This is a genomic window from Kitasatospora sp. NPDC085895 (genome assembly GCF_040702125.1).
Taxonomy (GTDB): domain Bacteria; phylum Actinomycetota; class Actinomycetes; order Streptomycetales; family Streptomycetaceae; genus Kitasatospora; species Kitasatospora arboriphila.
On record NZ_JBFBJY010000140.1, the window covers coordinates 1 to 11,981 of the forward strand.

Here is an 11,981-nt window from a genome sequence, read left to right on the forward strand (position 1 = left end):
TCGAACCGGTTGACCCCACGAAAGCGCGGATAGCCGGGCGTCTCGCCGGACTTGACCCGGCGGAAGAACGCCGCGAACGCCTTGTCCAGACGCCGAAGCGTGGCCTGCTGCGAAGAGAACGACCAGCGGCCCTGACGCTCCGGGTCGAACGCCCGGATCTCCTTCAGCTGGGCGGACTGATCGCCGTACCGAACGGTCGTCCTGCTGACGTGCCGGTAGGCGTCGCGGCGTTCCTGCAACGCCCCGTTGTAGAGCGAGCAGTGGTCGCGCAGCATCTCACCGAGCGCCTGCGCCTGACCCACGGTGGGCCGCATGAGGAACTTGTACGCACGGATCACCCGGCCCACCCCCTTCCAAGATCACGGCCAGCGACATCACCCTACCGAGCGCCACCGACAAACACGTCGGCTCCGCCGCCGCGCGGCTCCGGGCCAAGGATGCGTTTTTCTCCCCGGCTGAAGCGGGGATACCCACGCAAGATCAGGGATGGCGGCGATTCGCACGGTTGGTGGCCACGGCGGTGCGGGGGAGTAGGCGTGTACCACGTTGAGGGCAAGACGGCCGGTGGCTGGGTCGCTCTCGATGCGGGTGGAGTACAGCTCGATCTGCTGCCTGTCCTCGGTGATCGTGCGAATCAGCCGGCCCAGGCGCGGCTGGTGTTCGAGCTCGCGGCGTAGACCCTCAAGTGCCTGGTCGGCGCCGAGTTCCTTGGCGCGTTGGGCGGCGCGGTCGGTGACAACGGCGACCACCTCGCCGCCGGGGTGGTCCGGGTGGCTCACCCGGCGCTCTGCCGGGCCAGCAGGTTGGCGACGGCCTCGTCGATCGCATCGACGGCGTCTCGGTCGGCGGCGAGCAGCACCCGGCCGCGGTATGCGGAGGCGATCTCGGCAACCGTGACCAGGTCGACCACGGTGCCGACCTCGGCAACCTGGTCGAGCCGGTCGACCGGCACCTGGCGCAGCAGCTGGGCGGCGAGTTCTGCGTCGAGGCGTTCGGCGTCGCCGGGGAAGCCGTGGCCGGACCGCAGTGCGGCTCGGAGCTCTTGCACGGTGTTCATCGGCGGTAGTCCGAGGCGACCTGTGCTGTGTTCGGCGGGCTGGGCGCTCATTCCGACCGCCCTCCCTGTTGGCTTGGCCCGGCCTGGAGCCGGTTCCTGTATTGCTGACGGTACTCGTCCGCAACCGGGCTGCGGGACGGTACCTGGCAACCGGCTGCGGCGCCGAGGTGTCGGCTTCGACGGCAGCGGCGGATGGGGTCAGCTCTTGGGGAGAGTTATCGCCAGTTCGACCATGGCGGGAGAGGCTGGGCCGCCTTGGGAGCGCTCGGTCTTGTCGCCCTTGACGGTGGGTGCGACGGTGCGCTGGTCGACGGCTTCTCCGGGGGCGCGGCGGCGTAGGGGCTGTCGGGCTGCTGGTCTCGGTTGTGGGGGAGGAGCCAGAAGACGTGGCGGCGGGTGGCCTTGTGGACGGCGGCGAGCTTCCGGGCGACCGCCCAGCGCTGCTCGGGAGCCCGAGCCGATCGAGGCGGCGCTCCAGCCCGGCGGCCCAGTCGGCGAGCTCCTTGGGAGGGAAGACGTTGCCGAGCGAGAGCTTTGGCACGGTGTGCGGAACATCGCCGACCGCGGCGCCGCCGGTGACCTTGCCCGCGAGGAAGTCGGGCAGCACAAGGTCAGGGTTCGCCTGCCCGTAGGCCTCGATGCTGCGCACCAGCGTGTCGTACTCGTTGTCGCCGAGAGTGGGGCTGCCGTCCCGCGAGGGCCGCCTGTACCGCGGTGGCGATGGCACCGACGTTGGAAGTGGGGGAGCCGAGTGCCCTGCGTACCAATGACGGCGACCGACACCGACCCATGCGCACGAGCGGCAGGGCACCGAGCGCGCCCACGCAGCGCGGGCATGCGCGAAAACCTTCTCAGAGCTGGGTGTGTCTGAGACTTCCAGCTCGTGCTTCAGGGTCAGGGGTTGGCGGTGGCAGCTCCGTGTTGGGAGCGGGGAGTTTTGTAGCCGACTCGCCTGGGCTCGATAGTGCGTGGGTCGACAGCTTCTCCGGGGGCGCCGGCGGCGTAGAGGCCGTCGGGGGCGAGGTCGCGGTCGTGGGGGAGGAGGAAGAAGACACGGCGGCGGTACAGGCCGCTGTCGGTGTCTGCTTCGGCGCTGTCGTCGAGTTCGGCGTAGCCGACCATGCGGCCGTAGCGGGCCCAGCGGGGCTTGTTGCGGCGGCGGGGTGTTTTGTCGATGGTCTGGCGGACGTAGTCGAGGGGGTTGAGGTCTTCGAGCCAGACGACGCTGGCTTCGTGGGAGAGATCGCCCTCTACTAGTAGCGAGCTCATGACCCGTAGCTCTCCTTCGTCGCATGTGGCCGGGTGGCGGTGGTTCGGGGTGGTTCAGTCTGTTGGGCTCGGCGTTGGGCCCTGGGGGCATGGTAGATCGGAGGGGGGGTGGTGCTGTAGAGCGCGGGGGGGGGGCGGTGCGTTGTCGGCGTGCCGGAGTCTGGGGTGGGCTGGGGCTGTCTGGGCGCGGGTGTGGGAGTTGTCAGTCGGCAAGGAGTCCGGTCCCCGGGTAGAACTTGCGGCCGTTGCTTTTGATCATCTCGGTGGGGGATGAGAGGCCGAGTTCCAGGCGAACGCGGGTGGCGAAGGCGCGGGCGCTGGCAGGGCGGATGCCTTCTCCTGAGGTGCACCAGGCGGTGTAGGCGGTGTGGAGTTGGCCTTGTTCGACGCGTAGGTCGGCGGGGTCGGTGGCGTCGCGGGTACAGCATTCGGTGAGGAAGCGGCCGATGTGGTCTTCGGTGGTGGCGTAGGCGTCGGTGGCCATGCGGACGCGGGCTGGGCCGACGAGGGGGTCGGGGATGGAGGTGGCGGTGGGGGTGTTGCGCTGGTCCTGGATGTGTCGGTAGCGGCAGGCTCCCTGGATGAGCCAGTGGAGGATGCCGGGGCCTTCGTCGCGAACGAGTTCGAGTGCCAGGTTGTCGATCTTGCGTTCGTCGGGGACGGTTCGTTCGAAGGGGATGAGGCGGATGCGGCGCCAGAAGGCCATGCCGCCGGTGGAGACCTCGGGGCGGTGGTTGCCCAGCAGCCACAGGTGGTGGGTGGGGGTGAAGGAGAAGAAGTCCTGGCGCATGCGGCGGGCTTTGAGCTTGTCGCCGCCGGTCAGGAGCTTGACGCGGGCTTCGTCGAAGCGGTCGGTGGGCTTGAGTTCGCTGCATACCACGATGCGTCGGCCGTGGAGTTCGGTGAGTTCGGTGGAGTGCTCGGCGAAGGCTCCGCGGTCCATGAGGAAGCCGGGTGGGGCGGCGTCGGCGTAGTCGCCGAGGATTTGGATCATGGTGTCGAGCAGAACGGACTTGCCGTTCTTGCCCTGGCCGTAGAGGAAGGGCAGGACTTGGCCGCCGACGTCGCCGGTGATGGAGTAGCCCAGCAGTACGTGCAGGAAGCTGATCATCTCCTGGCCGTCGGTGTCGTCGCCGAAGGTGTCGGTCAGGAAGCGGTCCCAGCGGGGGGTGTCCATGGCCTGGGGGGCTACTGAGGTGGCTCGTGAGTGGCTGCCGTTGGAGGGGTCGGGTTTGTGGAGTTCACCGGTGCGCAGGTCGACGACGCCTTCTGGGGTGCATAGGGCGTACGGGTCTCCGTCCAGGTCCTCGGCGGCCAGGGACAGGTCGGGGGATGCCTTGGCCTGTTCGAGGAGGGCTTTCATGCCGGCGGTGGACATGGTCCGCTTGCGGTGCAGGTAGATCTCACGGTCGCTGAAGAGTCCGGTGGGGTCGGTGGGGGGCATCTGCTCGGCCATTTCGCCGGCTGCCCACAGGGCGGCCTTCTCGCCGCCGGCGCGCTTCCATCGGTAGCGGTCCCACTGGTACCAGCCGAGGCCCTCCACGTGTCGGAAGCTGTCTCCGTACAGGCTGATGAACAGCTTGGCGTTACCGCGGTCGGTGAGCATGCCCGGCAGGAGGCCGTCGGTCCCTGCCGGGGGCGGGGCAGTGGCGGGGGAGTGTTTTTGAGCGAAGAGGGGCGCTGTGGCGAGCTGTTCGTCGAAGGCCAGCATTTGCTGGGCGGCGGCGGCCGGATCGAAGCCTCGGGGGCTGTCGGCGGCACTCATGGGCGTCCTTTGAGGTGGAGCGGGCGGCGGGCCCCTGCGGCAAGTGCTGAGGCGATGATCTGGGCGTTCCGGGTTTGTTGTCTGGGGCGAGCGGTGTCGGCTGTTTCAGTCAGACGATCGAGAGCGTCCTGTTCGTGCAGGTGGCCTGCGGCGACAAGGCCGCCTGCGGTGAAAGCGGCTCGGTTGAGCTTCTCTGTGAAGCTGACGCCTTCGGGGACTGCGGAGCAGGCCAGGACTTCCTCGAGGAGTGGCTCCAGCACGCGTTTCGCCGTCTTGGTGCCGGTCTTGCGGCCTGTAGGGACCACAACAGGCTTAGGAACTTGCTGGTGTCCCTGGTTGGGAGCCAGACGGTGTCCGGTGCGGGTCAGTTCTCCTGCCAGCCAGGCCGGCAGAAGCGCGGGCTGGCGGGCCTCTCCGAGAGGCAGGTAGGTGCCGGCGGAGGTCCGGGTTGTGGGGGCGATGATGTAGCCGCCGTGGGCTCGTACGTCGACTTGCCAGGCCAAAGCGGTCTTGGGGCTGGAACCGGTAGAGGAGCGGAAGGCCGTCTCGGTGCGGTACCAGACGTGCAGCCCGCCGGAAGGGGTGCGCACCCTCAGTGTGGATTCGTCGGCTGCAGGGTCGGGCTGGCGGCGGTAGGCGGCAAGCAGTGCCAGGGTGTCGTAGCCGGATGCCAGCCCTTCGAGGTTGACGCCGTCGTGGATGTGAATGCCGGGGAGGAGCCTGTCACGGGCGGGCACTTGAGCGGGGTGGGCATCGATGTCGATGACCAGGAGACTTGCCGGGCCGCAGGCCACTCCGACGCCGAAGGATGGGTCCGTGTTCCACCAGGCATCGATCAGGGACTGATCTGTAGTGGCGGCGTGGAATCCGTGGCACCAGCGTCCGGCCGGCCGGCACGGGCATGTGCGGGGATCGTGCGTTTGGTCTTTGCAGGCGGGGCAGTTCGCGGCTGGGTTTTTGCGGCCTGCGGCCAGGGGGTGGACGGGCCAGCCCTGGGCGGCGCACCAGCGGGCGGCGTCGTGCGTGCGTGCGTGTCCCTGAGTCCCTGAGGGCTCGGTCCGGTCGCTGTGCGGCACGTTGCTGTCTGTCCTTGCCGAGTCGGGTCCCTTGAGTCCCTGGAGCGAGTGGGTGCCGTCAGTGCCAGGGACTGAAGGGACTGAGTCTTGGCCTGCTCGTTGATGTAGTGGAACTGGGCGTCGCGGTCGGGGTGCTGGGATCCTTTGATGGTCTTGGCGTTGGCCTGCAGGCTGAAGCCCTCCTCCCGCAGCAGGTTGCCCACCGTGTCGGCGCCCATGCGGTGTCCTGCCGGGTCAGCTCGTCGGCGAGTTTCCTGGTCGACTTCGTCGTCCAGCGCAGCGGCGACATCGGATCCCCGCGCTCATCTGGTTCGACCAGGCCCAGTAACGCGTGCCGCAGTCCCGGGTTCACCTCCACGGCCCTCTTACGTCCGCCGCCGGGCCGGCGGACCCGCCCCAGCGGTTCTGCCCCGGACTCCAGCTTGTCCACCCCTTTGCGGACCGTGGTCTCGCTGACATGGGCCGCCGGCGCGACCGTCCGGATCCCACCGTGGCCCACCATCCGGGCCTCGGCCGCCATCATCAGACGCCGCTGCCGCTCGTCCAGATGCGGGAACAACACCTCGAACTTCACGGAGAGTTAGCCACGGATCGAATCAGAGACACGGTTACCACACCAACGAGCTGCAGAGCAGGAAGCAACACCTTGATTCTCTGCGGGCCCTTACGAGATGCCTTGTCGATCGCGCTGAATGGAGTCGTGGAAAGCCCCTCACCGCAGGTTACAAGGCATCTCTTCGTTACAGAACCCCTTCCATGCCCGAGATCGATTGGTGGATTCGCGCTCAGGGTGCGCCGAGCGACCACTTCAGGAGGTTGGTTCCAATGCTCATACCGCCGCCGAATGCAGCTATCAGGACCAGCTCACCCGGCTGGGCGGCGCCGGTTCGATCCAACTCGGCCAGGGTGATCGGCACCGATGCAGCGGCGGTGTTCGCGTACTCCTTCAGCGTGAGGTGCAGCCTGGCTCGCTCCAGGCCGAATTCGGGCCAGAGTTCGGCGAGCATCACCCCGTTTGCCTGGTGCGGGACGAAATGCTGTACGGCTCCAGCAGAAATGCCGGCCTGGTGCAGCAACTTCCGGACCTCTTTCGGCAGGGTTTCCTGGACGAACTCGCGTACGCCGCGCCCATCCATCCGGAAGTAGTGACCGCCCTGGGCGAGTGTGTCTGCGGAGGCCGGGTGGCGGCTTCCGCCGGCGGCAACCTGAATGAGACGGTGTGCGTCGCCGCGGGTGACCAGAGAGCTCTGCAACAGGCCGAGCCCTGGTTCAACTGGTCCCAGCACGGTCGCGCCCGCGCCATCGCCGAATAGGATCGCCGTACGGCGATCCGAGTAGTCGAGGATCCGAGAGTAGATGTCGGCCCCAATCACCAGCCCGTAGGGCGAGACCCCGTCTTCCCCGACCAGCAACCGCTCGACCACCCGCAGCGCATGCACAAAGCCGCTACAGACCGCGTTGACATCGAAAGCGGCCGCCTGATGCGCACCGATCAGGTTCTGCACAATGGCCGCCGTGGCGGGCTGCGGCTGGTCGGGCGTGGATGTGGCAACCACTAGATAGGAGATTTGGTCGGCCCGGAGGCCAGCCCGTGTCAGCGCCCGGCGGGCCGCCTCGGCAGCCAGATCCGAGGTCGCCTCATGGGGGGCGGCCCGCCGACGTTCACAGATGCCAGTCTTGCGGACGATCCATTCTCCGGTGACGCCTGCCCGGTGAGCGATCTCGTCGTTGCTGACCACCGTGTCGGGCAGGTATGACCCAATTCCGACAATTCCGATTGAATTCATATCTTCTCCCTAGGGTAACAAGCTGGCAACTGAACTCTGTGCAGCCCCGCGTCAGCGGTGGAACTGCGATACAGTCCAGAGCTATCGCCGCCGAAACGATCGGCGCCAACAAAGCAAGGAGCGGGAGGCCCCGGGCACTTCGGCGCAGGGCGCCCCCATGGGTGCGGTCGCGGTAGGCCACGACCAGCACCACCTGGCGTCCCGAGGCGGCCCTGCGAGCGGCAGAAACCCGCGGTCTCTCTGCGGTGACGGCAAAGACGGGAGGTCGGCCCGGGGGTGCCGCGCGCCCGATCCCGCGAACACCCGCACCAAGATCATCTGATGTGCGGAAAGGGCTTGCGTGACCACCTGCAGCCGTCCACTTCCTGGCACCATTAGGCACAGGCCAGAGTAGCCATGGCATGTGGGCACCCCCCCTGCTTTTCATATTTACTGATCATTTCAAGATGGGGTTTGGCGCTTTCACAGGCGGGTGTGTGCCAGCTAACGCTGCATCTCGGGTGATGTGAGTTATCGACGGCCGACAGAGGGTCGGCTGTCGAAGGCCTGGAGTGCGGGCTTTCAGCGCATGGTCCAGCGTTTGCGGCCCTGCAGGACCCTGATGGTTAACTGATCATTTCAAAATGAGTTCGCCCCGGGGCTTGGCAGCTGAGGCGCTGGGACGGCAGAGTTCTGCACGTGTCGGATGATCTTGTGCCGGATGACCTGCGGGAGTGGGTGGCTCCGCTGCTGCCGCCACGTCCGCCGCCGCGACACCGCTATCCCGGGCGGCTGCCGGCGGACGACCGTGCTGTGCTGCGCGGCATCGTGTACGTGCTGTGCAAGAGCGTGAGCTGGCGGGACGTTTCCGCGGAGCGGACCGGGTGCAGCGGGATCACGGCCTGGCGGCGGCTGCGGGACTGGACCGAAGCGGGCGTGTGGCCGCGCTTGCATGAGGTTCTGCTCGCCGAGCTGCGGGCGGCGGGACTGTTGGAGATGGATGATGCCGCGATTGACGGCTCGCACATCAGAGCCCTCAAAGGGGGGCTCACACCGGACCTTCGCCGGTCGACCGGGCCCGGCCGGGCAGCAAGCACCACCTGATCGTCGACCGGCACGGCACCCCGCTCGCCGTCACGCTGACCGGCGGCAACCGCCACGACGTCACCCAGCCCCTGCCACTCCGCGGTCTGCGCGGCAGACCTCGCCGCCGGCCCCGCAGGCTGTTCGCCGACCGCGGCTACGACTACGACAAGTACCGCCGCATCCTCCGACGTCGCGGCATCACCCCGAGGATCGCCCGTCGCGGCGTCGCCCACGGCTCCGGACTCGGCAAGACCCGCTGGGTGGTCGAGCGGACCTTCGCCTGGCTCCACCAGTCTAAACGCCTGCGAATCCGCTACGAGATACGCGCCGACCTCCACCTGGGCCTGCTCCAACTCGCCTGCAGCATCATCTGCCTACGGAAGCTCCGAACCTCATTTTGAAATGATCCCTAACGAGCTGGTGCGTGATTGCGGCGGGTTGGGCTTGATCGGCTGGCGCGGCATGATTTTCCTCTGTGGCGATCATGGTGAACCGTGCGGTCCTCGGCCATCGGGTGCTGACCGGTGTCTCGCGTGGGCATCTGGCAGAGCTGATAGCCGAGCTGGCGTCGCCGTGGCAGGCGGTGGTGGAGGGCAGGCGGCATGCGATCCGTGGTGGTGTACGGCGCCGGGCTGCCGGTGCGGGCGCCAAGCACCGGCTGGTGTTCACCGATCGGGTGATAGCGACGCTGATCCATCTGCGACACGATCTCCCGCACGCCGTCCTGGGTCTGTTGTTCGGCGTTGACCGCTCCACGATCACCCGGGCCGTCGCCGAGATACGCGGCCTGCTCGCCCGGCGCGGCTTCGCGGTGCCCGACCGCCCCGGGATCCGGCTGCGGACCCTGGCGGACGTGTTCGCCTGCGCCCAGGCCGAGAGCGTGGTCCTGCGGCTGGACGCCACCGAGGTCCAGGTCCGACGGCCGGCCGGCCACCGTGGCGGGCGGCGGGCCTTCGTATCCGGCAAGAAGAAGCAGAACACCATGAAGGCCACCGTCGTCGCCGACGAGGCGGGCCGCACCCTATGGGCCGGCAACCTCCGCCCGGGACGCATGCACGACGCGACCGCGATCCGCGGTGAAGGCATCGACGACCTGTTCCGCCGGTTCCCGGATATTCAAGTCCTGCTCGATGACGGATACTTGGGGCTGCGGCGGGACCATCCCGGCCAGGCGGTCACCCCGCCGCGGAAGGCGAACAAGATCTGCCCGCCGGAAGTCCACGAGGCACGCGAACGGGACCGCCACCAGCACTCCTCTCAGCGCATCCCGGTCGAACACGCCCTCGCCGACCACAAGCGGTGGAAGGGTCTGACTCGCTGGACCCACCGCCGCGACACGCTCCCGGAGACCTACCTCGCCATCGCCGGACTGGTCTCCGACCGCACCGCCACTACCTGAACAAGGCCCCAGCTCAGGCCGGCACATCCCCGCCGCAATCACGCACCAGCTCGTAATACTCCAGTGAGAAATCGTGCTCTGAGCTGGTTCTTCTTCGGTAGTGGCAGTGGCGGGCGATGGCTTGGTGGTGTCGGCGCCAGTGGGACCAGTTCAGGGCGTGTTGGCGGTGGTCGCGGTCGGGTCGGGGGTGGGGCAGGAGAGCGTCCAGGAGCCGTCGGATCTCTGCCACGGTGAGGGCAGTGGTGCTGGTCGGGTCGTTTCTGCGGTTTCCCGGACAGCGGCCTGGGCGGCCAGGGCGGCGAGGAAGGCGTGGGCCAGCATGGCCAGGGTGATGTGCCGGTACCAGCCGGTGTAGCGGCGAACCTCATACTCGTCCAGGCCGCACTCGTTCTTCGCGGCCTGGACGCACTCCTCGATCGCCCAGCGCATGCCGGCGATGCGGACGGGTCCGCCTCGGTGGTGCCGACCGGGGCGTGGGCGAGGTAGTAGGCGATCTCGCCCGGGTCGGACAGGCTGCGGCGGGCTAGTACTCCAGTACGACTTCGTGATCTATCCGGTTGAGGGGCTGGCTAGTCGTCGCCGGTAGTGGCTGTGGCGGGCGGTGGCCTGGTGGCGTCTGCGCCAGTTTGACCAGTGCAGCAGCCGGTGCGGGGACGTGTTCCTCGGGTTCAGCAGGGTGCCGAGCAGGTGGCGGATCTCCGGGACGGTCAGGTCGATCGGGTCGATGGTGCGGGCGGGTCGGTTCGGCTGGGCGGTCCTTGCCGGTGCCGCGTCGGCGGCGAGGACAGCGAGGAAGGCCAGCGCGAACATGGCCAGGGTGATGTGCCGGTGCCAGGCGGTCCAGTGACGGACCTGGTAGTGATCCAGTCCGACCTGGCCTTTCGCGGCCTGGAAGCACTCCTCTATGCACCACCTGGTCCCGGCCACCCGGACCAGCTCGGACAGCGGCACCCGGTGCGGGGACCAGCACAGGTAGAAGGCGAGTTCGCCGCTGCTCGGGTTGCGGCGGATCAGCAGGTGCCGATGGCCGTCGGTGCCGATCTCGATCCAGGCCCAGTCGTAGTAGCGCGGCCCCTTCGCCCCGGCTCCGGCGCTCTGCCGGTGCCAGGCCGAGGCAGGCAGGCGGCCGGCCACCGCATCCGCGCGGGCAGCGGTCCGCCCCTGGTTGATCCGTACTCGCGTGCTGCAGGCGACGGCCAGGACGTAGCCGATCCCACGGGACTCCAACAGGGCGCGCAGGCCGGGGTCTTGGCCGTAAGCCTCATCCCCGGTCACCCACGAGGCTCCGATCCCGGCGTCCAGGGCAGCGGCGATCATCTGCCCGGCCAGCGTGGGCTTGGTCGCGAACTCCACCTGGTCGGGCACCCCGGCGCGGGTTCGACGCTCGGCGTCCTGACACCACGAGGCGCACGGCAGGTAGAGCCGACGGTCGATCAACGCCCGTCCTCTGCTGGAGGCGTAAGCGAGGAAGACACCGACCTGAGTGTTCTCGATCCGCCCGGCGGTGCCGGTGTATTGGCGCTGCACGCCCGCCGAGGCGGTGCCCTTCTTCAAGAAGCCCGTCTCGTCCACGATCAGGACGCCGTCGTCGGCACCGAGGTGCTCGAGGACGTAGGCCCGGACGTCGTCGCGCACTGCGTCGGCGTCCCAGCGGGTGCTTCGCAGCAGCCGCTGCATCGGCCCGGGCCGGGCGTGGCCAGCCTGCTCGGCCAGCCGCCAGCAGTTCTTCCGCTCGACGCCGGACAGCAGGGCGAGCACGAAGGCGCGGGCCGTCGCCCGCGGTTCCACCCGCCGGAACCGGCCCGCGATCCGGGCCATGGCCTGGTCGAACATCGCCCGCCACCGGGCGGCGTCTATGCTGTGACCCGCGGCCACCGCACGATCATCATGAGTCCACACAACCCTTGATGATCACGCGGTGGCCGTTGCCGTTCCCACCCGGCTCCAGCGCAAGATCACGAAGCCGGTCTGGAGCATCAGGCCGACGGCATAACCGGATCGGAGCCGTCCCACCCGAGAATCTGGCGCTCAGGCTCCCGCAGATGCTCCCGGACGCGGATCTGCAGAGCCTGCAACACCTCGCCGCGTCGGCTGGCGGTGAGCTCATCGAGGAAGTCCCGGCAGCGTGCGAGGAGGTCGCGACTGGCCTCCGATGAGTCCAGCGCCGGCCGGAGGACGGGCCAGTAGAAGGCTTCGGACAGAACCGTGTAGAGGCCGAGGGGGCGCGGGCTGCGGTCGAGTTCCTCTGCGGATTCGAGCTCGGCCGAGTCCAACGCCTCCAGGAGTGTCCGCGCCTCTGGAACGTGGGCTTCGAGCGCTGCTCTGACGAGATCATCATCCGAGAGGTGCGACATCGGTCCCCTTGACATTGACGGGTAGCTCGGACAGGACGCCACTACCGCAGCAACTATCGCCGACGACTCGCCAGCCGCTCAACCGGATAGATCACGAAGTCGCACTGGAGTACTAGCCTCACCAATTCACCGTGGTGACCAGGCTTAGTGACGGAGCATGAGATAGGCGTAGGAGGGTGCCTCGACCTGTGATGATTCAGCTTCTCAAG

General features: G+C 68.1%; 12 protein-coding genes and 4 pseudogenes. 3 read left to right on the top strand and 13 right to left on the bottom strand.

The window, feature by feature from the left end:
- Positions 1 to 338, bottom strand: a 338-nt coding sequence (locus AB0442_RS40000; RefSeq protein ID WP_366168438.1) for a helix-turn-helix domain-containing protein, incomplete at its 3' end; no start/stop codon positions are given.
- Positions 339 to 536: 198 nt separating this feature from the next.
- Between AB0442_RS40000 and AB0442_RS40005 the strand changes: the two genes are divergently transcribed.
- Entirely contained in the window at positions 537 to 677 is a 141-nt protein-coding gene (locus AB0442_RS40005; RefSeq protein WP_366168439.1) for a hypothetical protein, read from the top strand.
- Positions 678 to 775: 98 nt separating this feature from the next.
- On the opposite strand, the gene AB0442_RS40010 is transcribed toward AB0442_RS40005, so the two are convergent.
- From AB0442_RS40010 to AB0442_RS40050, 9 genes and pseudogenes are all read right to left on the bottom strand, one after another.
- On the bottom strand, positions 776 to 1,057 hold the full coding sequence (locus AB0442_RS40010; protein WP_366168440.1) for a hypothetical protein: 282 nt from the start codon (positions 1,055 to 1,057) through the stop codon (positions 776 to 778).
- 198 nt (positions 1,058 to 1,255) lie between these two features.
- Positions 1,256 to 1,438, bottom strand: a complete 183-nt coding sequence (locus AB0442_RS40015; RefSeq protein WP_366168447.1) for a DUF6009 family protein — start codon at positions 1,436 to 1,438, stop codon at positions 1,256 to 1,258.
- Positions 1,378 to 1,548 (bottom strand): annotated as a pseudogene (locus AB0442_RS40020) (DUF6009 family protein); the annotation flags it as partial. The gene AB0442_RS40015 and the pseudogene AB0442_RS40020, both read right to left, overlap by 61 nt.
- A gap of 32 nt (positions 1,549 to 1,580) precedes the next feature.
- Positions 1,581 to 1,868 (bottom strand): annotated as a pseudogene (locus AB0442_RS40025) (hypothetical protein); the annotation flags it as partial.
- An 83-nt stretch (positions 1,869 to 1,951) separates the two neighbouring features.
- Positions 1,952 to 2,326, bottom strand: a complete 375-nt coding sequence (locus AB0442_RS40030) for a DUF6009 family protein (RefSeq protein WP_366168441.1) — start codon at positions 2,324 to 2,326, stop codon at positions 1,952 to 1,954.
- Positions 2,327 to 2,528: 202 nt separating this feature from the next.
- A complete protein-coding gene (locus tag AB0442_RS40035; protein WP_366168442.1) occupies positions 2,529 to 4,091 on the bottom strand; it encodes a phage/plasmid primase, P4 family in 1,563 nt (520 codons plus the stop codon).
- Positions 4,088 to 5,167 carry a bifunctional DNA primase/polymerase gene (locus AB0442_RS40040; protein ID WP_366168443.1) on the bottom strand — a complete coding sequence of 360 codons (1,080 nt, stop codon included), beginning with the start codon at positions 5,165 to 5,167 and terminating at the stop codon, positions 4,088 to 4,090. The genes AB0442_RS40035 and AB0442_RS40040 overlap by 4 nt, the downstream gene beginning before the upstream one ends.
- An 86-nt stretch (positions 5,168 to 5,253) precedes the next feature.
- Positions 5,254 to 5,687, bottom strand: a pseudogene (locus tag AB0442_RS40045) (ISAzo13 family transposase); the annotation flags it as partial.
- 265 nt (positions 5,688 to 5,952) lie between these two features.
- Positions 5,953 to 6,954: a ketoacyl-ACP synthase III gene (locus AB0442_RS40050; protein WP_366168444.1), complete on the bottom strand. Its 1,002-nt coding sequence runs from the start codon at positions 6,952 to 6,954 to the stop codon at positions 5,953 to 5,955.
- A 678-nt stretch (positions 6,955 to 7,632) separates the two neighbouring features.
- On the opposite strand from AB0442_RS40050, the gene AB0442_RS40055 reads away from it, so the two are divergent.
- A protein-coding gene (locus AB0442_RS40055; protein ID WP_366168445.1) for an IS5 family transposase occupies positions 7,633 to 8,420 on the top strand; the annotation gives its coding sequence in 2 pieces (ribosomal slippage) (positions 7,633 to 7,972 and positions 7,972 to 8,420; 789 coding nt in all).
- 83 nt (positions 8,421 to 8,503) lie between these two features.
- A complete protein-coding gene (locus tag AB0442_RS40060; RefSeq protein WP_366168448.1) occupies positions 8,504 to 9,418 on the top strand; it encodes a transposase family protein in 915 nt (304 codons plus the stop codon).
- Positions 9,419 to 9,568: 150 nt separating this feature from the next.
- On the opposite strand, the pseudogene AB0442_RS40065 reads toward AB0442_RS40060, so the two are convergent.
- The 3 genes and pseudogenes from AB0442_RS40065 to AB0442_RS40075 all read right to left on the bottom strand — a co-directional run.
- A pseudogene (locus AB0442_RS40065) lies at positions 9,569 to 9,948 on the bottom strand (IS701 family transposase); the annotation flags it as partial.
- 19 nt (positions 9,949 to 9,967) lie between these two features.
- Entirely contained in the window at positions 9,968 to 11,236 is a 1,269-nt protein-coding gene (locus tag AB0442_RS40070; RefSeq protein ID WP_366168449.1) for an IS701 family transposase, read from the bottom strand.
- Positions 11,237 to 11,394: 158 nt separating this feature from the next.
- On the bottom strand, positions 11,395 to 11,772 hold the full coding sequence (locus AB0442_RS40075) for a hypothetical protein (protein WP_366168446.1): 378 nt from the start codon (positions 11,770 to 11,772) through the stop codon (positions 11,395 to 11,397).
- Between the last annotated feature and the right edge of the window lie 209 nt (positions 11,773 to 11,981).